We start from the raw sequence: 19,646 nt of genomic DNA on the forward strand, positions 1-19,646 counted from the left end.
TATCCACATCTTTTTTACTTCATGAGCGTTTGTTAGCTAATTAAAGCTAAGTTCCAAAGAACTTGGCAATTACCATCAAACGCCCACGCTTATCGGCTGTATATTTTTAAAGAACCCAAGCAGCTTAGTGCCACTTTGCTTGCTCCGCTGCGATCAGCGAAGCCTTGAATTATGACACAGTTTTTATCGCCGCGTCAAGTTTTTGAAAATTTTTTCGATCACATCGATTTTTCAAAAACCTCTTCATTGCCCTGCTTGCTCTTCCTGAAAAGAACTGCGTTGTGTGCAGCGAAGCCCTCGATTATGACACAGTTTTTTAGCCTCAAACCAGCTTTTTGAATTTTCCGCCATTTTTTTGTCCTACGCCCCGGATAATGGGCCCATGGCTTTACTCACACTCTTGAACGCATCACTGGCTTTTGGCCATGTCGCACTCCTCGATCACGCTGACTTCTCTTTGGAGACGTCCGAGCGCATCGGCTTGATTGGTCGCAACGGCACGGGCAAATCGTCCCTGCTCAAAATCCTGGCGGGCATGGAGCGCCCTGACGACGGCAATCTGCATGTTCAGCAGGGCGTTCGCATTGCTTATGTGGCGCAAGAACCCTTGTTGATGCCTGAGCACACCATCTTTGAATCTGTCCGCGAGGGTCTGGCAGAAGTTGTGCAATGGATTGACGATTACACGCACAGCCGTGGCGACCTGGACACATTGCAAGGCCAAATCGAATCTCGCGATGGTTGGGGCTGGGAGCAACGACTGGACGAAACCCTGCAGCGCCTGCAATTGGACCCCAATGCAATCGTGCAATCCCTGTCTGGCGGCATGCGCAAGCGTGTGGCCCTGGCGCAAGCCTTGGTGACCCGTCCTGATGTGCTCTTATTAGATGAGCCGACCAACCACCTGGACCTGAACGCCATCACCTGGCTGGAAGACCTGCTGATCGACTTCAAGGGCAGCGTGATCGCCATCACCCACGACCGCGCGTTTCTGGACCGCATCGCGACCCGGATTGTCGAACTGGACCGCGGCAAGCTGCGCCCTTACCCGGGCAACTACGCCGCCTACCAAGTGCAAAAAGAAGAGCAACTCGCACAGGAAGCCGTGATTCAGGCCAAAGCCGACAAGTTGTTGGCCCAGGAAGAGATCTGGATTCGCAAAGGCGTGGAAGCGCGCCGCACCCGCAGCCAAAGCCGCATCACACGTCTGCAAAACCTGCGCGGCGAACGTGCGGCACGCCGTGAAAAAGTGGGCAACGTGAAGATGGAAGTGGCCTCGGGCGTGCCGAGCGGCAAGCTGGTGGCCGAGCTGACCGATGTGAGCAAGAGCTTCACCCAACCCGACGGCTCTGTGCGCACCGTGATCCAGAAATTCACAGGAACCTTGCTGCGCGGCGACAAGATCGGCCTGCTGGGCCCCAACGGCGCAGGCAAAACCACCTTGCTCAAACTGATTTTGGGCGAACTCGAAGCCGACAGCGGTGAAGTGCGACGCGGCAGCAAACTCGAAGTGGCGTACTTTGACCAGATGCGCGACGCCTTGGACCTGAACGCCACGCTGGAAGACTTCATCAGCCCCGGCAGCGAATGGATCGAGATTGGCAACAAGCGCCAACACGTCAAGAGTTATCTGGGAGACTTTTTGTTCTCGCCAGCACGGGCCACCTCACCCGTGCGCTCGCTGTCGGGTGGTGAACGCAACCGCCTGTTGCTGGCCCGCTTGTTCGCCCGCCCAGCCAACGTGCTGGTGCTGGACGAACCGACCAACGACCTGGACATTGAAACCCTGGAACTGCTCGAAGAGCTGCTGCAAACCTACGAAGGCACCGTGTTCCTGGTCAGCCACGACCGCGCCTTCATGGACAACGTGGTCACCGGCATCATCGCCTGCGAAAGCGCCCCGGACCAGCCCGGTTTCTGGCGCGAATATGAAGGCTCGGTGCAAGACTGGCTGATCCAGTCACAACGCAGCCAAGCGATCCGCGCCCAAGCCGCGCAACGCAGTGGCAACGCCGCTGCAACCACTGCACCTGCAGCACCCGTTGTCGCGACGCCAGCTGCCGCACCCGCTCGCAGCAAGCTCAGCTACAAAGAGCAACGGGAGCTGGCCGAATTGCCCGCCAAGATCGAGGCGCTGGAAAAAGAACAGGCTGAAGCCCGTGCGCAACTGGCGGACGGCAGCATCTACCAGCGCGACGCGGGATTGGCACAGCAACTGTTCAAGCGCGATGCCGAGATCGACGACGTGTTGCTGGCCGCCATGGAGCGCTGGGAAATCCTGTCCGCACGCTGACGCTGTCAAGGGCAGTCCAAACGGCGACCCTCATGGAAGCCTGTTGGCACTACATTCACAGGCATGAACTCTTCTGAACTCAGCGCACTGTTGGTGTTGGCCACCGTGAGCAGCTTCACCCCGGGGCCCAACACCGCATTGTCCACCGCCATGGCCGCCAACCACGGCCTGCGCCGGGCCATGCGCTTTGTGTGCGCAGTGCCAGTGGGCTGGGGCATTTTGTTCGTGCTGTGTGCCACCGGCTTGGGTGGCTTGGTCGTCGCTTTTCCGCCCTTGCGCTGGGGCATCGTGGTATTGGGCAATGGGTATTTGCTCTGGCTCGCCTCACGGCTGTGGGGCAGTGGCAGCTTGCAGCAAGCCGACAGCACCAAGTTGCAAGTGGGCTTTGTGCAAGGCGTGGGCTTGCAGTTTCTCAACATCAAAGCCTGGATGCTGGCCTTGGCCATCGTGGCCGGCTGGGTGGCCGGGCGGGAAGACGCCACCGCCCGCACACTGGTGCTGCTGCCCATCATGGTGGCCTATGGTTTTTTCAGCAACCTGACCTACGCAATCGCGGGCTCCATGCTGCGCCACTGGCTGGCACATGGCCGCCGCTTGCTGGTGTTCAACCGCTGCATGGCCGTGGCGCTGCTGGCCACTGTGGTCTGGCTGCTGAATGGTTTGCGTGCCACCGGTGCATGAAGGCGTCCCCATGCACGACGTGAAAGCACAAACCCAAGGCCTGTGGTTGGGCCTGCTGGGCGTGGTGATCTTTGCCCTCACTTTGCCCATGACACGGCTGGCCACCGGCACGGTCGATGCTCCACAACTGTCGCCCTGGTTTGTAACCTGGGGGCGGGCCGCGCTGGCCGGGGTGCTGTCGGGCATCTACCTGTTGGCCGTGCATGCCCCTTGGCCAATCGCTGCACAACGCGGGCCCTTGTATTTATCACTGGCGGGCAACGTGATCGGCTACCCGCTGCTGCTGGGCTGGGCCCTGCGGCACGTCACGGCCAGCCACGCAGCCGTCATCACCGCCTTGCTCCCACTGGCCACCGCAGCGGCTGCCGCCTGGCTCATGCACCAGCGGGCACGCCTGGGGTTTTGGGTGTTTGCCGGTTTGGGCAGTGCGCTGGTCGCGGTCTACAGCGTGCTGCGCGCTATTCAAATGGGGCACGGCTTTGGCCTGACCTGGGCCGACACCCTGCTCCTGGGCGCGGTGGTTGCCGCCTCGCTGGGTTATGTGGCCGGGGCCAAAGTCACCGCCAGTCTGGGTGCTGAAAAAGTCATCAGCTGGGTCTGCGTGATGGCGCTGCCCATCACATTGCCCGGTACTTGGCTCACCTGGCCCACACAGCCGATCGCCACCACCTCATGGCTGGCCTTGCTGTACGTCGGGGTGTTCTCGATGTGGGCCGGGTTTTTCGCTTGGTTTCGGGGCCTGTCCATGGGCGGTCCGCTGCGTGTGAGCCAACTGCAATTGCTGCAGCCCTTCATCAGCATTCTGGCCGCCGTCCCTTTGCTGGGAGAATCACTGGATGCGATGACCCTGGGCTTTGCCCTGCTGGTCGTGCTCACCGTCTTCATGGGGCGGCGCATGGCCAAGGCCCCAGCCACCCGATAAACACACATCACGGAGCAAACAAATGAACTGGAACCTGGCCCGACGCGCCGACAAGATGAACCCCTCGGTGATCCGCGAGATCCTGAAAGTCACCGAAAAACCCGGCATCATCAGTTTTGCGGGTGGTCTGCCCTCGCCCCTGACTTTCCCGATCGACGCCATGCGCGAAGCCAGCGAGCGCGTGCTGCGGGACGATGGCAAAGCCGCCTTGCAATACGCGGCCAGCGAAGGCTACGCCCCCTTGCGCGAATGGGTCGCGCAAGACCTGCTCAAACAAGGCATGCGCGTTGACCCCGACCAAGTGCTGATCACCACCGGCAGCCAGCAAGGCCTGGACCTGGTGGCCAAAATTCTGATCGACGCGGGCAGCCGCATCCTGGTGGAAACGCCCACCTACTTGGGCGCACTGCAAGCCTTCACCCCCATGGAGCCTGTGGCCGTGTCGGTCAACAGCGATGACCACGGGGTGGACCCGACCGACCTGCGCGCCAAAGTCGGCACCGGGGCAGACAAAGCACGCTTTGTGTACCTGCTACCCAACTTCCAGAACCCCACCGGCCGCACCATGACCGAAGAACGCCGCGCCGCCGTGGCGCAGGTGGCTGTCGAGTCTGGTCTGCCGATCATCGAAGACAACCCCTACGGCGACCTGTGGTTTGACGAGCAACCTGCCCCATCGCTGAGTTCACGCCACCCCGAGGGCAGCGTTTATCTGGGCTCCTTCTCCAAAATTTTGGCCCCTGGCCTGCGTCTGGGCTATTTGGTTGCGCCCAAGGCCCTGTACCCCAAACTGCTGCAAGCCAAACAAGCGGCCGACCTGCACACGCCCAGCTTCAACCAGCGCGTGGTGGCCGAAGTGCTCAAGGACGGCTTCATCGACCGCCATGTGCCCACCATCCGCGCACTCTACAAGCAGCAATGCGAAGCCATGCTCGCCGCGCTCGAGCGCGAAATGGCGGGCTTGGGCCTTTCCTGGAACCGTCCGGTGGGTGGCATGTTCCTGTGGGTGCAACTGCCCCAGGGCCTCAAAGCCATTCCCCTGCTGGACAAAGCCGTCGAAAAAGGCGTGGCCTTTGTGCCAGGCTCGGCGTTTTACGCTGGGGCCGCCAACGAAAACACCCTGCGCCTGTCGTTTGTGACCGCCACCGTCGACCAGATCAACACCGGCATGGCCGCGCTGGCAGCTGCGATCCGCGAATCGCTTTGACCGCCTGAACTGAACCGCACGATGCAAGCCCGCACTTTCCAGCAAGTGGATGTCTTCACCGACACCGCCTTCTTGGGCAACCCGCTGGCCGTGGTGCTCGACGGCACGGGCCTGAGCGACGCGCAAATGCAAAGCTTCGCCCGCTGGACACAGCTGAGCGAAACCACCTTTGTGCTGCCGCCAACGCCCGAGGGCGCTGCAGGCGGGGCCGACTACCGGGTGCGCATCTTCACGCCCGGCATGGAGTTGCCGTTTGCGGGCCACCCGACCTTGGGCACGGCGCATGCTTGGCTGAGCGTAGGCGGCCAGCCCCGGCAAAGCGGGCAGCTGGTGCAGGAATGCGGCGTTGGCCTGGTGACTTTGAAGCAGCTTGGCGAGCGCTGGGCTTTTGCAGCGCCACCGCTGACCCGCTCGGACATCTCGGCCGAAGATCTCGGCCCGGTGCTGGCCGCGTTGGGACTGGACGCCTCGGAAGTGATAGCCGCCCAAAGCCTGAACAACGGCCCGCACTGGCTGGGTCTGCTGGTAGACAGTGTGGACACAGTGCTGGCCCTGGAACCCGACCACGCCGCCCTGAAAAAGCTGGGCACCAAAGTCGGCGTGGCGGCCCGCAGGCCAGCGCCAGCGGGAGGCCTGATACGCCGCGCCAACCGCGAAGCGCGGGCCTTCACGGCTTCCAACACCCGCATCGCCAACGACCCGACCGATCTGGAAGTGCGCGCCTTCGCCGCCCCCGTGGGCGTGGCCGAAGACCCGGTGACGGGCAGCCTGAACGCATCGCTGGCCCAATGGCTGATGGCCGATGGCCACATGCCCGGCACTTACAGCGCACGCCAGGGCACGGTGCTGGGGCGTGCCGGACAGGTGTTTTTGTCGCAAGACACGCAAGCCCAGGTCTGGGTCGGCGGCGATGTGGTCGGCTGCATTCAAGGCACAGTGAACTTGTGAGTCCGGCGTATGCCGCTGCACAGCGGCCCGTTGGTGCCGGAACCAGGCCCTAAAGCTCAGCCGCTGATCACCCCAGCGACAGGCGCCAGAGTCCGGTCTGCGCACAATCGCAGCCCATGGGAACACTCTATTTGGTCCGCCATGGACAAGCCTCTTTCGGGGCCGATGACTACGATCAACTCAGCCCACTGGGTCGCCAGCAAGCCGTGCGCTTGGGCGAATACCTGCGGCCCAAATTGCAGGGCCAACCCATCGAGGCCGTGATGATGGGCAGCTTGAAGCGCCACCGCCAAACCTGGGAAGGCATTGCCGAAGGCGCAGGCTTGCCCCACACGCCCTCGGTCTGGCCGGGCCTGAACGAATACGACAGCCACGCGTTGATCGAAGCCATCCACCCTGAGCCGCTGGCCAAACCCGACACCCCCGAGCTGTATCGCCACCACTTTCGCCTGCTGCGCGATGCACTGCAGGCCTGGATGGCCGGCCGCACCCAGCCACGCGGCATGCCCAGTTATGCAGACTTTGTGGGTGGCATCGAAGCCGCGCTTGACCATGTGCGGCAAAACCACTCAGGCGACGTGATGATCGTGTCCAGTGGCGGCCCCATCTCGACCGCGGTGGGCCGCGTGTTGGGCACCCCGCCGGAGACCACCATCGAGTTGAACCTGCGCATCCGCAACACGGCGCTGACCGAGTTTGTGTTCAATCCAAAACGGCACATGCTGCTGACTTACAACACTCTGCCGCATCTGGATGCCGAGGCTTACACCAATTGGGTCACTTTCGCCTGATGACCAGGACCACGAACAGGTGTAATCCCTAGGCAATACCCCTACTGCAGACGTGCACAATGGTCTGCATGAATTGTTCGACCGCTTGGGCGGCCCTCAAGACACTTGAAGGCGGCATCCAGCTCTCTCTCCAAGAAGAATCCAGCGCACAACAAGCCGCGCAGGAATTGGCTGCGTGGCTGTCCAAACTTCAGCTTGAAGATGCCGTTCAAACGCTGTTGATACCCAATGACACCGAGACCACACTGGTCTGCACCTTGCGCCCCGAGATCCAGCAAGCCTGGATGCCAGAGCACGACACCCTGTCATTACACCAAGGCTTGGCGCACCTTGGCCTTGCCCAAGATCCGGTCAGTCTGGACCGTGAAATACTGGTGGCGCTGCTGGGATCGCCTTGTCGATTCAAATTTGCGGACCTCGGCGCGCTGGCCTCTCATGTCCGGGTGAGGCGACACATGACGCTGGCCGCCCGCAAAACCGCATTGGCCTTCAAAACCGAAGCGGCCGAACGGCCCGAACGTTACTGGCACTACGACGAAGAGCATGGCTTCATCCTTCAACCTGGCGTGTGCCTGATCGATGCACTGATCAGCGCCACGCAACCCGAAGTCACAGGCAGGCTGTATGACTTTTCGTGCTACCGGGCCAGCGAATACGTGATTTTGTTGGGCATTGCACAAGAGCTCAAAGAGCACCACCCCCATCTCTTGCTAGAACTGCAAAAAACCAACGAACGCCACGCCATCCGATCGGGCCAGTTCCATGACGTTTTTCTCATCGAATATGGCAGCATGGACAAGCCGCTGCCCACGCGCTATTACGTACCCGGCGATCGCCTGTGGTTTCGCAACCCGGACGAGCGCTCATCGGACGTGATGGGTTACGAAGGCTCCTGGGTCATCTACATGGGTGGTGGTTTATTCAGCAACTTCTGGGAACGTGACAAACCCTTCACACTGGAATCCAAGGCCATTGAGATCTACCACTGGCGCGACGGCGTTCACACCGATGCCCAAGGTCAATTGCAGATGAACGAACACGTGGTGGCGCAGCATGTGGCCCAAACCTGCGCCAGCCCGCAAGCGACACAAGACGTGCTGTCCCGGATGTTGCGCATGCGCGATCCGCAAGGGGTTTACGCCAGCGGCGGCTGCATCGACTCCACCCGGGAATACCCACGCGGCGTGAGCAGTCAACACTGCGAGCTGGTTTTGCCCGTTTTTTAAGCGCCGATCCGATCGGTCAAAGTATCCGGTGGCAACTGGTCCATTTCGACCAGCAACTGCGCCAAGGCGCGGCCCGCGGCCTCGCGCAAGGCTTGACCCTTTTCAACCGTGGCCAAGCGCGCATTGCCTGCTGCGCCATGGGGGTTGTAATCCTGCATTTGCCAGCCCAGCTTGGCACTGCGACCATTGCCCAAAATCTCAAAACGCTCAGCGCGGTCCTGCGATGCAGATCGAAAGTTTTGCGCCGCATCCATGCGCACCAACTCTGGGCGCAAAGCACGCATCATGGAGGTTTCAACATCGCCGGCATGCACCCCAAACCGCTGCTCCTCGGCGCTGAACAAAGCATTGACATCCTGGCCTTGGGCGTCAATCAAGGGCAAGTTGAACCAGCTCACGCTGTAGACCAACATGTCCAGACGGGCCCGCAAGTCACGCGCCACCAAGTCCATCACGCTGATCTGGCCGCCATGGGCATTGAACAGCACCAGTTTGCGCACACCGCTGGCGGCCACCGACTCGCCAATGTCGGTCCACAAACGCACGATGGTTTCGGATTTCAGCGTCAAGGTCCCGGCAAAGCGGGCGTGCTCCGGGCTGAAGCCCACCGATTGGGTCGGCAAAAACAGCACCGACAAATCGGCGGGCAAATGCGGCAAGCTGGCGGCCACCACCCCCTCCACCAAATCGGTGTCCACCGACAGCGGCAAGTGAGGCCCATGCTGCTCGGTCGCGGCTACGGGCAAGACCGCAATGGTGCGGTCCAGCGCCAGCGTGGCGAAGTCGGTGGTGGTCAGGTCGGCCCAAAAACGGCAAGGGGTATGCATGGGTGCATCTTAATGGAGCCCGGCCCCTCGGTGTACAGTGCCACTTTCCATGAAGCGCGCTGGCCACGGCAGCGCTGTGCTCCTACATGCTGAACCCCCTCACGCTTTTTCTGTCGGCTTTGCGCGCCTCGCGCCTTTCCTCGGCCTGGTGCATCGCTGCGCTCTGGTGTGGACTGGCCGCCCCCGTTCACGCCCAAGTGCCCGGCGCCACCTTCAAAACCGAGCAGGTCCGCGCGGAATTGCTCGCCCACGCGCCGCAGGGCATTCAGGCGGGACAGCCCTTCTGGCTGGGCCTGCAAATCGTGCACCAAGCGCATTGGCACACCTATTGGCAAAACCCCGGCGACTCTGGCCTGCCCACCCGGCTGCAATGGAAGTTGCCTGCGGGACTGCAAGTGGGCGAGATCGCTTGGCCCTTGCCCAAGAAAATCCCGATCGGCACCCTGGCCAACTATGGCTATGAAAACACGGTGCTGCTGCCGGTGTCCGTGAACGTTGGCCCCGACTTCAAAGCGCCCGTGGTGGGCCCGGTGAAAATCCAGCTGCAGGCCGAATGGCTGGTCTGCCGCGAAGCGTGCATTCCTCAAGAGGGACAGTTTGAGCTGAGCTTGCCTGCCCAAGGCGCCACCGCCTTGCATGGCGATCTGTTTGACGCGGCTCAAAAGCAAAGCCCACAAAGCCTCAAAGGCTCGCACCCAGCCAACGTTTCTGCCGATGGCCGCACTGTGACGCTCAGCATCGAAGCCCTGCCGCCTGCGTGGCGCGGTCAAACCCTGAGCCTGTTCCCCATCACGGCCAATGTGGTGAACAACGCCGCCGTGCAGGGCAAAACCTGGACCCAAAGCTGGCAAGGCGACCGCTGGACGGCGCAAATGCCGGTGTCCGATGAGCGCAGCGAAAGCCCCGCCCTCATGCGCTGGGTAATCGCCGCCGGCCCCGAAACGGCGCCTCGCGCCCCGGCTTTTAAAGTGGACACCCCTGTCAAGGGCGTCTGGCCCGCCTTGGCGCAAGCCAGCGCCAGCGTGTCGCCCGCCTTGGCCCAAGCCCTGAAAGACAACGCCAAAGCCCCGCCCCCGCACAGCGGCAGCTGGGGCAGCCTGGCCTTGGCCATTCTGGGCGCCTTCGTGGGCGGTTTGCTGCTGAACCTCATGCCTTGCGTCTTTCCGGTGCTGGCCATCAAGGTGCTGGGCTTTGCCCAACCTGGCCAAGGCCGCGCGGACCACCGCGCTGCGGGCCTGGCCTACACCGCTGGTGTGGTGCTCTCGTTCTTGTTGCTGGGCGGGCTGCTTTTGGGCTTACGCGCAGCGGGCGAGCAACTGGGCTGGGGTTTTCAACTGCAATCACCGGCTGTGGTCGCAGGTCTGGCCCTGCTCTTCACCTTGCTCGGTCTGAACCTGGCGGGTGTTTTTGAATTCGGCCAAATGGTGCCCAGCCGGCTGGCCAGCTGGCAAAGCCGCCACGCCACCGTCAACGCCGGTCTGTCAGGTGTTTTGGCAGTCGCGGTAGCCTCACCTTGCACCGCCCCCTTCATGGGCACATCGCTGGGACTGGCCATCACTTTGCCCGCATGGCAAGCCTTGGCCGTCTTTGTGGCCATGGGCCTGGGCATGGCTTTGCCCTATTTGGCGGCCAGTTTCTGGCCTGCCGTGGCGCGGGCATTGCCACGGCCCGGCGCGTGGATGGTGGTGTTCCGTCAGGCCATGGCCTTCCCGATGTTCGCCACCGTGATCTGGTTGTTGTGGGTGCTCGGTCAACAAGCGGGCATCGACGGGGCCAGCGGCCTGCTGGCGCTGCTGCTGTGTGTGGCGTTTGGCGCGTGGTCCTTGGGTTTGCAGGGCCGTGCCCGCTGGGGCTTGAGCGCCTTGGCTTTGCTCGCCCTCGCATGGCTGACGCTCAGCGTGCTGCCCGCCGCCTTGCGTGAAGCGCCGTCCAGCCAGGCCGTCAACAGCGAAGCCGGGCCCCGCTGGCAAGCCTGGTCCGAAGCCCGTGTGCAGTCCGAACTGGCCGCAGGGCGTCCGGTGTTTGTGGACTTCACGGCCGCCTGGTGCGTGACCTGCCAATACAACAAGAAAACCACCTTGTCCGATGCCGCCTTGCTGGCCGACTTTGACACACGCCAAGTCGTGCTGCTGCGCGCCGACTGGACGCGTCGCGACGCGGCCATCACGCAAGCGCTGTCGGCTTTGGGCAGGAGTGGCGTGCCGGTGTATGCCTTGTATGCACCCGGCCGTGCACCCGTGTTGCTGTCCGAGTTGCCCTCCGTGGCCGAGGTTCAGCAGGCCCTGCGGGGGTTGTGAGCACCTGCCCGGCACTGCCAGGGGAGGGCGCAGTCAGTCCTGCGACAATCAAGGGATGAGCACAAGCCTTTCCTCCTCTTCATTCGCCCCCCTGGTCAACGACACGTTCTTGCGCGCCTGCCTGCGCCAAGCCACCGACCACACCCCTATCTGGTTGATGCGCCAGGCGGGTCGCTACTTGCCCGAGTACTGCGCTACCCGCGCCAAGGCCGGCAGCTTCATGGGCTTGGCCACCAACGTGGATTACGCCACCGAAGTGACCTTGCAGCCGCTGGAGCGCTACGCTTTTGACGCGGCCATTTTGTTCAGCGACATCCTCACCGTGCCCGACGCCATGGGCCTGGGCCTGTCATTTGCCCAAGGCGAAGGCCCGCGCTTTGCCAAAAACGTGCGCGACGAAGCGGCCGTGGCCGAGCTGGCCGTGCCCGACATGAACAAGCTGCGTTACGTGTTCGACGCCGTCACCTCCATCCGCAAGGCGCTGAACGGCCGCGTGCCGCTGATCGGCTTTTCGGGAAGCCCCTGGACGCTGGCTTGCTACATGGTCGAGGGCAAGGGGTCTGATGACTACCGCCAGGTCAAGAGCCTGATGTACAGCCGCCCTGACCTGATGCACCGCATTTTGGAAATCAACGCCGATGCGGTGGCCCTGTACCTGAACACCCAGATCGAAGCCGGTGCCCAGGCGGCCATGATTTTCGACAGCTGGGGCGGCGTGCTGGCCGATGGCGCATTCCAGGAATTCAGCATGGCCTACACAGCCCGCGTGCTGAGCCAGCTCAAGACCGAGCACAACGGCCAGCGCATCCCCAGCATCGTCTTCACCAAAGGTGGCGGCCTGTGGTTGCCCGAGATGGCGGATCTGAACTGCGATGTGCTGGGCTTGGACTGGACCATGAACCTGGGCCGCGCCCGCGCCTTGGTGGGCGGCCAAGTGGGTGGTCCCGGCAAGGCCTTGCAAGGCAACATCGATCCGAACGTGCTGTTTGCGCCGCCCGAGCAGATCGCCAAAGAGGCGCGCCGCGTGCTCGACAGCTTCGGCACGCCGCACGCGGACAGCACACAAACCGGCCCCACGCACATCTTCAACCTGGGACACGGCATCAGCCAGTTCACTTCGCCCGAACATGTGTCGGCCCTGGTGGAAGCGGTGCACCAGCACTCTCGCCATTTGCGCTCGGCGGCTTAAGTGCATGGTTAGCATAAAAAACAAGATCCAAATGCCGTTTTTTTAGAAAATAAATGCATTTGGATGCTTGACTTATGCACAAAAATTCAAAACGCTCCTGGCGAGGCCGTACATTTCGTAACACCCAAGCCGATCACCCGCCGAATTTGCAAGTCATTGATTTCAAAGAGATTTTTTAATTTGCACATTGTGTGGGCAATCTAACAGAAGGCTTGATTTTCAAGGCTTCTCGGGCATCCAGCTGCGGTTCTCCACAAAGTTATCCACAGTTTTTTGGGATGACTGCCAAAGCACTTCAAAATCAACAACTTACGCCTGATTTGAAGAATTTCCATAACCATCAAATCCATCAACACCACCAAGACACTGGAAAAAATGTGAGCACCCACCACTGGATCGACGTTGCCGTCCAGACCCCCGCCCACAGCCAGATGGGGGGGCTGCTGAGCTACCGCTGCCCGTTTGACGTGCAGCCAGGCCAGCTGGTGCGCGTGCCGCTGGGCCAGCGCGAGGTGTTGGGCGTGGTGTGGGCGGTTTCAGAAACAGCACCTGCCGACATGCCCGCCTCAGCGGTGCGTGATGCCACAGGCTTGCTGGAAGGTCTGCCGCCTTTGGACGAGCGCTGGCGGCAACTGGTGCAGTTTTCGGCGCAGTACTACCAGCGATCCTTGGGTGAAGTGGCCTTGTCGGCCCTGCCGCCCCAGTTGCGCGACCTGAGTTCAGAGCAATTGGCCAGGCGCCTGAAAAAGCAGGCCCAAGCTACCGCAGTCCAAATTCAGCCTGGGCATGCGCTGTCTGAAGAACAGACCGCCGTGTTGGCACAAATGCAAAGCCAGGCGGGCCCCTTTTTGCTGTTTGGCAGCACCGGCAGTGGCAAGACCGAGGTGTATTTGCAGGCGGTCGAGCGCATGCTGCTGGCCGACCCGCAGGCCCAGGCCCTCTTGATGGTGCCGGAGATCAACCTGACCCCGCAGCTGGAAGAGCGGGTGCAAGCGCGTTTTGGCGAACAAGCGGTCGTCGCCATGCACAGCGGCATGACGCCTGCACAGCGCCTGAAAGGCTGGCTGGCCGCGCACGCTGGCCACGCCCGCATCGTGCTGGGCACGCGCATGGCCATTTTTGCGTCCATGCCGCACCTGAAACTCATCGTGGTCGACGAAGAGCACGACCCCAGCTACAAGCAGCAAGAAGGCGCCCGCTATTCCGCCCGCGACTTGGGCGTCTACCGGGGTCGCCTGCACAACGCGCAGGTGCTGCTGGCCTCGGCCACGCCTTCGCTGGAAAGCTGGCACCTGAGCCGCCCCGCCGAAGAAGGGGGCCGCTACCTGCGGCTGCACATGCCTTCGCGCATCGGGACCGCCTTGCTGCCCAAAGTGCGGCGGGTGGACATGAACCACCAGGCGAAAAAAGCCGTGCTGTCGGCCCCGCTGGTGGCCGCCCTGCAAGAGCGGGTGGAGCGCGGCGAGCAATGCATGCTGCTGCTCAACCGGCGCGGCTACGCCCCGGTGCTGCATTGCGCCGACTGCGGCTGGAAAAGCGAATGCAAGCACTGCAGCGCATTCCGGGTGTTCCACAAGATCGACCGCACCCTGCGCTGCCACCACTGCGGCCTGACCGAGCGCGTGCCCCGCGCCTGCCCCGAATGCGGCAACGCCGACATCGCGCCGATTGGCCGGGGCACTGAACAACTGGAAGAACACCTGGGCGAATTGCTCGCGCATGTGTTGCGCCCCGACGGCACGCCCGTACGCATCGCCCGTATCGACGCTGACAGCACACGCCTCAAAGGCGCGCTGGAAAGCCAGCTGGCGCAGGTGCACTCAGGCGAAGTGGATGTGCTGGTGGGCACGCAAATGATCGCCAAAGGGCACGACTTCAGGCGCATCACGCTGGTGGCCGCCGTGAACCCGGACATGGCGCTGTTTTCGAGCGACTTTCGCGCCCCAGAGCGGCTGTTTGCGCTGCTCATGCAGGCGGCAGGACGCGCCGGGCGCGACGCCGCGCAAAGCGCCACCAGCGAGATGTGGGTGCAGACCTTTCACCCCACGCACCCGCTGTTTGAGGCGCTCAAAAAACACGATTACCCGGCCTTTGCCGCCAGCGAACTGGCCGAACGCACCGCCGCCGATCTGCCGCCCATCAGCCACCAGGCCCTGCTGCGCGCCGATGCCCGCAGCCAGGACGTGGCCCAGGGCCTGCTGAACGCCGCACGGGAAACGCTGGAAGCCCAATTGAGTGCCGACCCGGCCACCGCCGATCTGGTGATGCAGGTCAGCGTCTACCCCGCCGTGCCCATGAGCATGCAGCGCGTGGCCGATGTGGAGCGTGCCCAGATGCTGCTCGAAAGCCCATCGCGCATGGCCCTGCAAAAAATGCTGTGGCACCTGCACGGCGTGCTGCACCAGTTGCGCAGCCAGCCCGAGCACAAAGGGGTGATCCGCTGGCTGGTGGATGTGGACCCGCAAGCGATCTGAACCTGTGCCTCAAGGCTTGATCAAAGCCACCGCGCCAGAGAAGGTCAAAAACGCCACCGCCGTGGTGACCAAAATGATGCGGGCGATGCGCCCGTTGTCGGCGCCCAGACGCTCAGCCAAAAGCGACACATTGCTGGCACTGGGCAAAGCGGCCACCAGGACCATCACCACCCAAGCGAAATGGTCGATCTTCACGCCCCACTGCACCGCCATGGCGGTCACCAGCAACACCAACAAGGGGTGCACCAGCAATTTGATCACCGCCACCGGCAAATAGTCACCCAAACGCAAAGGGCCATGGGGCCGCTCATGCGCCAGCAATTGGGAACGGGCCAGCACTGCACCGATGGTGAAAAGTGCCACTGGCGAAGCCGCATCGCCCAACAAGCCCACGGTTTTGGCCACTGGGCCGATCAGTTCCAGGTGCCAGTAAGAAAACGCGCCCCCTAAGGAAATCGCCCAAGGCATGGGATTGCGCACCACGCCCGCCAGGGCCTTGCGGGCAGCCACCGCCGCGCCATGTTCGCCCGCCGCATCCATGCGCGAGAGGGCCACACACAAGGAGGTGGTGATCACCATGTCCACCACGATGGTCACAATGGCTGGACCGGCCGCCGCAGAACCCAGCAGTGCCACCAGGAGGGGCACGCCCATGAACCCCGTATTGGGAAAAGCCGCCACCAGCGCCCCCAAAGACGCATCGCTCCAGCGGATGCGCGAGTTCAGGCTGATGGCGATGGTGAAAGACACCATGACCAGGGCGCAAAACAAATAAGTGAAGAACACCCCGGCATTGAGCAATTGCGCAATCGGCGTGCTGGCGCCAAAGCGGAACAACATGCACGGCAAGGCAAAAAACAGCACAAAACCATTGAGCCCCGGGATGGCTTCGAGCGGCAGCAAGCCTTTGCGGGCGGCAGCGTAACCGCACAGAACCAGGGCAAAAAACGGGAATGTGATGCGCAGGACTTCAAGCATGGCCTTATTGTCGCGGCATCGGGGCATGGCCCCGGTCACCCGGCCGACAGTCCCCGCTATGATCGAACGCTTTGCTTGGAACGCCTGATGTCCGCCGGTCTGAATTTCGCCCAACTTGAAGCCGTGAACTATGTTCAGGGCCCCTGCCTGGTACTGGCGGGCGCAGGCTCGGGCAAAACGCGGGTGATCACGCACAAGATCGGCCGCCTGATCGATGTCGGGCTGGAGCCCAAGCGCATCGCGGCCATCACCTTCACGAACAAGGCCGCCGCCGAAATGCGCGAACGTGCCAAGCAGCTGATTGGCCGTGCGGCCAAAGACGTGGTGATCTGCACCTTCCATGCTCTGGGCGTGCGCATCATGCGCGAAGACGGCCATGTGCTGGGTCTCAAGCCGCAGTTCAGCATCATGGACGCGGACGATGTGACCAGCATCCTGAAAGACTGCGGCGGCACCACCGACGCGGCCACCGCCCGCCAGTGGCAGTGGACCATCAGCCTGTGGAAAAACATGGGCCTGAACGCCGAGCAGGCGGCCGCCCAAGCGCCCGACGACAACGCCCGCGTGATCGCGCGCATCATGGCGATGTATGAAGAGCGTTTGCTCGCTTACCAAAGCGTGGACTTTGACGACCTGATCGGCATGCCACTCAAGCTGCTGGCCGAGTTTCCGGAAGTGCGCGAGCGCTGGCAGGCCAAGATGGGCCATGTGCTGGTGGACGAATACCAGGACACCAACGCCACCCAGTACGAGGTGCTCAAACACTTGGTAGGTGAGCGCGGGCGCTTCACGGCGGTGGGCGACGACGACCAATCTATTTATGGCTGGCGCGGCGCGACGCTGGACAACCTCAAGCGCCTGCCGCAAGACTTTCCGAATCTGAAGGTGATCAAGCTGGAGCAGAACTACCGCTCCACCAGCGCGATCTTGCGGGCCGCCAACAACGTGATCCAGCCCAACCCCAAGCTGTTCCCCAAGACGCTGTTTTCTGAGTTGGGCGAAGGCGAGCCGGTGCGTGTGGTCGATGCGGTCAACGAAGAGCATGAAGCCGACCGGGCGATTGCGCGCATCCAGTCGATTCGCGGTGGCCAGGTCAATCCGTCCAAGCACCGCGAGTTCAAGGACTTTGCCATCCTCTACCGCGCCAACCACATGGCCCGGCCGTTTGAGCAGGCCCTGCGCCGCGCCAACATCCCCTACAAGGTCTCGGGCGGGCAGAGCTTTTTTGACAAGGCCGAGATCAAGGACCTGTGCGCCTGGTTTCGCCTGTGGATCAACAACGACGACGACCCGGCGTTTTTGCGCGCCATCACCAGCCCCAAACGCGGCATTGGACACCAAACTTTGGGCCAGCTGGGCACCTTTGCCACACAGTACAAACTGAGCCTGTTCGAGGCGCTGTTTGCGGGCAGCCTGCCCAGCGCGGTCAACACCCGCGCCGTGGATGGTCTTCACGAGTTTGGCCGCTACATCAACGATCTGGAGCACCGCGCCCGCCACACCCTGGGCAAGGAAGCGGCGCTGGCATTTTTGCTGGAGTGGCTCAAGGAGATTGGCTACGAGTCGCACCTGTACGACGGCGAAGACAACGAAAAAGTGGCCGCCGCCCGCTGGACCAACGTGCTGGAGTTTTGCGACTGGATGGCGGGGCGCTGCGGCGGCGAGATCGAAGACGAAACTGGCGCTCAAACAGGAGCCCAAGCCACCGAAACCAAGAACCTGCTCGATGTGGCGCAGACCATTTCACTGATTTCAACCTTAAGCGAACGCGAAAAAGACCAAAACGTGGTCACGCTGTCGACCCTGCACGCCTCCAAGGGTCTGGAGTGGCCGCATGTGATGCTGGTGGGCGTGAACGAAGGCCTGCTGCCTTTCAAGTTGGGCGATGATGAAACCCATTCTGGCAAAAGCGATGGGCCGATGAGCGAGGGCATCTTGCAGCGCCTGCAGGAAGAGCGCCGCCTGATGTACGTGGGCATCACCCGCGCCCAGCGCAGCCTGGCCGTGAGCTGGACCAAGCGCCGCAAAAAAGGCCGCGAAATGGTGGCGGCCTTGCCCAGCCGCTTCATTGCCGAAATGCGGCTCGACGAAAACACCATCAAGGAAGACCCCCGCGAAAAACTCAAAGCCCTGCGGGCCGAATTTGCCAAACGCGCGGCCGACGCCGCAGCCGACGCCAAACCATGAAACACCTTCGCACCGCCTTGAACGGGCTTGCCCTGATCTGCATCGCAGGCCTGACAGCCTGCGCCACCCCTGGCCCACAAGGGCTCCAGGCCGCTGCTGCTGGCTGCGCCGACAACGAGATCACCGCCGAGCAACTGGTGGGCACATGGCGCGTGAGCTTGTCAGGTCAGCCAGGCAGTTGGACGCTGGTGCTGCGCCCGCACCCTGAGCATGAGGGCAGCTTGCGCGGTGCGCTGATGCAAAACCCGCAGCACTATGCGGTAGCCGCCGACTTGGAAGATGGCGAATTCACCATGGAAGAGTCGCGCGACGGCCAACGCATCGCTGCGACCTGGCTGGGCAAAGTGCAAGCGGGCAGTTGTGGCCAGCGCATTGCGGGGGAACGACAGGACAGCACAGGTGCTGCTGAGCGCTTCGAAATGCGCTCAGAGCGACTTCGTTGATTCGCGCACGACCAAGGTCGTGGGCAACAAATCAGATTCGGGTTTTTCACCGGCCATGATGCGCAGCAGGCAGTCCACCAAATGGGCACCCGCCAAATCCAAGGGCTGGCGCACCGTGGTCAAAGGCGGAAAGCTGTGGGCCGCCGGCTCCACGTCGTCATAGCCCACCACGCTCACATCTTCAGGTACGCGGTAACCGCGCTCACGCAGCACACCCAGGGCGCTGATGGCGATCAAGTCACTGGCGGCCACGATGGCGTCAAAGTTCAAACCATGGCGGTCCAAGTGAACACGCAAAGCATCTTGCGCTGCCAGTGGCGCAAATGACGATGGAATGTACAACGACGGGTCTGTCTTCAAGCCAGCCTTGCGCAAGGCTTTTTGGTAACCGGAATACCGCTTTTCAGGTTCGGGCAGAGACTTCTCACCCATGAAAGCAATGCGCTTTCGGCCCAAGCCCAGCAGGTGTTCCGTGGCCAACTGACCACCGCTGGCATTGTCGCCACCCACACTGCAATAAAGCTGGTTGGGCAGCTGTGCCCCCCAAGCCACAAAGGGCAAGCGCTGACGCGCCAATTCGTTGAGCTGGTCGTGGTGGCCCCACTGACCGATCACGATGATGCCGCCCACGCGGCCCGAGTCGTACAGCGCCGATACACGCTCCAGATGATCCGCATCCACACGCGACAGCAGCATGTCGTACTGGCGATCGGTCAAGGCATCAGCCAGGCTACCGAGCATGCCCAGAAAGAAGGGGTCGGAAATGCTTTGCCGATTGGCAGGGTAATAAGGGATCACCACGCCAATGGTGGTGTTATCGCCTTTGCGCAGGTTTTGCGCACCCAGATTGATCGTGTAGTTGAGGGAACGCGCCAGCTCAATGATGCGCAAACGGGTTTCTTCGTTGATCAAAGCGCTGCCGTTGAGGGCTCTTGAAACTGTTGCGGTCGACACCCCGGCCAGGCGGGCAATGTCCGCCATTTGTATCTTGCGCTTTTCAGGTTCTGCCTTGGCCATTCACATTTCTCTCAGTTCAAGCAATGTTAATTCAAAAAAATGCCCCCACCCGTGAGGGAGGGGGCAACAAGGTTTCCTTGGAAGAAACGTACTCAACAACTCTTGCAATGTTCAGTTGACGAACTGCTCCGAGCCCACAATGCCCAGTTTGGTCAGCCCAATGCGC

The 19,646-nt window shown here is 62.1% G+C and carries 15 protein-coding genes; 12 read left to right on the forward strand and 3 right to left on the reverse strand.

Features of this window, described 5'->3' with window-relative positions; genetic code table 11:
* Window positions 1-382 precede the first annotated feature (382 nt).
* The 7 genes from Q1W40_RS01545 to Q1W40_RS01575 all read left to right on the forward strand — a co-directional run bounded on the left by Q1W40_RS01545 (window position 383) and on the right by Q1W40_RS01575 (window position 8,068).
* Window positions 383-2,293, forward strand: a complete 1,911-nt coding sequence (locus Q1W40_RS01545; protein ID WP_300708172.1) for an ATP-binding cassette domain-containing protein — start codon at window positions 383-385, stop codon at window positions 2,291-2,293.
* 63 nt (window positions 2,294-2,356) lie between these two features.
* Complete coding sequence (locus tag Q1W40_RS01550; RefSeq protein WP_300708174.1) at window positions 2,357-2,974, forward strand: LysE family translocator; 618 nt, start codon at window positions 2,357-2,359, stop codon at window positions 2,972-2,974.
* A 10-nt stretch (window positions 2,975-2,984) separates the two neighbouring features.
* Entirely contained in the window at window positions 2,985-3,896 is a 912-nt protein-coding gene (locus Q1W40_RS01555) for a DMT family transporter (protein ID WP_300708176.1), read from the forward strand.
* A 22-nt stretch (window positions 3,897-3,918) separates the two neighbouring features.
* Entirely contained in the window at window positions 3,919-5,103 is a 1,185-nt protein-coding gene (locus Q1W40_RS01560) for a PLP-dependent aminotransferase family protein (RefSeq protein ID WP_300708178.1), read from the forward strand.
* 21 nt (window positions 5,104-5,124) lie between these two features.
* On the forward strand, window positions 5,125-6,051 hold the full coding sequence (locus Q1W40_RS01565; protein ID WP_300708180.1) for a PhzF family phenazine biosynthesis protein: 927 nt from the start codon (window positions 5,125-5,127) through the stop codon (window positions 6,049-6,051).
* Window positions 6,052-6,167: 116 nt separating this feature from the next.
* The gene (locus tag Q1W40_RS01570) at window positions 6,168-6,842 is read left to right on the forward strand and encodes a histidine phosphatase family protein (protein WP_108326964.1); all 675 of its coding nucleotides are present in this window, start codon (window positions 6,168-6,170) and stop codon (window positions 6,840-6,842) included.
* A 68-nt stretch (window positions 6,843-6,910) separates the two neighbouring features.
* Window positions 6,911-8,068: a hypothetical protein gene (locus Q1W40_RS01575; protein ID WP_300708187.1), complete on the forward strand. Its 1,158-nt coding sequence runs from the start codon at window positions 6,911-6,913 to the stop codon at window positions 8,066-8,068.
* Here Q1W40_RS01575 and Q1W40_RS01580 read toward each other — a convergent pair.
* Window positions 8,065-8,895, reverse strand: coding sequence for a creatininase family protein (locus Q1W40_RS01580; RefSeq protein ID WP_300708189.1), 831 nt, complete (start codon window positions 8,893-8,895; stop codon window positions 8,065-8,067). The genes Q1W40_RS01575 and Q1W40_RS01580 overlap by 4 nt on opposite strands.
* A gap of 86 nt (window positions 8,896-8,981) precedes the next feature.
* Here Q1W40_RS01580 and Q1W40_RS01585 point away from each other — a divergent pair, with 86 nt between their 5' ends.
* From Q1W40_RS01585 to priA, 3 genes are all read left to right on the forward strand, one after another.
* The gene (locus tag Q1W40_RS01585) at window positions 8,982-11,192 is read left to right on the forward strand and encodes a thioredoxin family protein (RefSeq protein ID WP_300708191.1); all 2,211 of its coding nucleotides are present in this window, start codon (window positions 8,982-8,984) and stop codon (window positions 11,190-11,192) included.
* Between the two features lie 55 nt (window positions 11,193-11,247).
* Window positions 11,248-12,381 carry a uroporphyrinogen decarboxylase gene (gene hemE, locus Q1W40_RS01590; RefSeq protein WP_300708193.1) on the forward strand — a complete coding sequence of 378 codons (1,134 nt, stop codon included), beginning with the start codon at window positions 11,248-11,250 and terminating at the stop codon, window positions 12,379-12,381.
* Window positions 12,382-12,758: 377 nt separating this feature from the next.
* Window positions 12,759-14,855, forward strand: a complete 2,097-nt coding sequence (priA, locus tag Q1W40_RS01595; protein WP_300708195.1) for a primosomal protein N' — start codon at window positions 12,759-12,761, stop codon at window positions 14,853-14,855.
* A gap of 9 nt (window positions 14,856-14,864) precedes the next feature.
* Here the strand turns inward: priA and Q1W40_RS01600 are convergent, their stop codons facing one another.
* Window positions 14,865-15,833, reverse strand: coding sequence for an AEC family transporter (locus Q1W40_RS01600; RefSeq protein ID WP_300708197.1), 969 nt, complete (start codon window positions 15,831-15,833; stop codon window positions 14,865-14,867).
* An 87-nt stretch (window positions 15,834-15,920) separates the two neighbouring features.
* Between Q1W40_RS01600 and Q1W40_RS01605 the strand changes: the two genes are divergently transcribed.
* Window positions 15,921-18,020 (forward strand): UvrD-helicase domain-containing protein, encoded by a 2,100-nt coding sequence (locus tag Q1W40_RS01605; RefSeq protein WP_300708199.1) that lies wholly within the window; start codon window positions 15,921-15,923, stop codon window positions 18,018-18,020.
* Window positions 18,017-18,463 (forward strand): hypothetical protein, encoded by a 447-nt coding sequence (locus tag Q1W40_RS01610; RefSeq protein WP_300708201.1) that lies wholly within the window; start codon window positions 18,017-18,019, stop codon window positions 18,461-18,463. The genes Q1W40_RS01605 and Q1W40_RS01610 overlap by 4 nt, the downstream gene beginning before the upstream one ends.
* Here Q1W40_RS01610 and Q1W40_RS01615 read toward each other — a convergent pair.
* A complete protein-coding gene (locus tag Q1W40_RS01615) occupies window positions 18,446-19,480 on the reverse strand; it encodes a LacI family DNA-binding transcriptional regulator (protein WP_300708203.1) in 1,035 nt (344 codons plus the stop codon). The genes Q1W40_RS01610 and Q1W40_RS01615 overlap by 18 nt on opposite strands.
* Window positions 19,481-19,646: the final 166 nt, after the last annotated feature.

The organism is Limnohabitans sp. (genome assembly GCF_030158565.1).
In the GTDB taxonomy this organism is placed as follows: domain Bacteria; phylum Pseudomonadota; class Gammaproteobacteria; order Burkholderiales; family Burkholderiaceae_C; genus Limnohabitans_A.

Bases quoted from the DNA above. Each gene is read 5' to 3' on its own strand.
- Q1W40_RS01545 (WP_300708172.1), top strand. From the start codon at position 383: ATGGCTTTACTCACACTCTTGAACGCATCACTGGCTTTTGGCCATGTC.
- Q1W40_RS01550 (WP_300708174.1), top strand. From the start codon at position 2,357: ATGAACTCTTCTGAACTCAGCGCACTGTTGGTGTTGGCCACCGTGAGC.
- Q1W40_RS01555 (WP_300708176.1), top strand. From the start codon at position 2,985: ATGCACGACGTGAAAGCACAAACCCAAGGCCTGTGGTTGGGCCTGCTG.
- Q1W40_RS01560 (WP_300708178.1), top strand. From the start codon at position 3,919: ATGAACTGGAACCTGGCCCGACGCGCCGACAAGATGAACCCCTCGGTG.
- Q1W40_RS01565 (WP_300708180.1), top strand. From the start codon at position 5,125: ATGCAAGCCCGCACTTTCCAGCAAGTGGATGTCTTCACCGACACCGCC.
- Q1W40_RS01570 (WP_108326964.1), top strand. From the start codon at position 6,168: ATGGGAACACTCTATTTGGTCCGCCATGGACAAGCCTCTTTCGGGGCC.
- Q1W40_RS01575 (WP_300708187.1), top strand. From the start codon at position 6,911: ATGAATTGTTCGACCGCTTGGGCGGCCCTCAAGACACTTGAAGGCGGC.
- Q1W40_RS01580 (WP_300708189.1), bottom strand. From the start codon at position 8,895: ATGCATACCCCTTGCCGTTTTTGGGCCGACCTGACCACCACCGACTTC.
- Q1W40_RS01585 (WP_300708191.1), top strand. From the start codon at position 8,982: ATGCTGAACCCCCTCACGCTTTTTCTGTCGGCTTTGCGCGCCTCGCGC.
- hemE (WP_300708193.1), top strand. From the start codon at position 11,248: ATGAGCACAAGCCTTTCCTCCTCTTCATTCGCCCCCCTGGTCAACGAC.
- Q1W40_RS01600 (WP_300708197.1), bottom strand. From the start codon at position 15,833: ATGCTTGAAGTCCTGCGCATCACATTCCCGTTTTTTGCCCTGGTTCTG.
- Q1W40_RS01605 (WP_300708199.1), top strand. From the start codon at position 15,921: ATGTCCGCCGGTCTGAATTTCGCCCAACTTGAAGCCGTGAACTATGTT.
- Q1W40_RS01610 (WP_300708201.1), top strand. From the start codon at position 18,017: ATGAAACACCTTCGCACCGCCTTGAACGGGCTTGCCCTGATCTGCATC.
- Q1W40_RS01615 (WP_300708203.1), bottom strand. From the start codon at position 19,480: ATGGCCAAGGCAGAACCTGAAAAGCGCAAGATACAAATGGCGGACATT.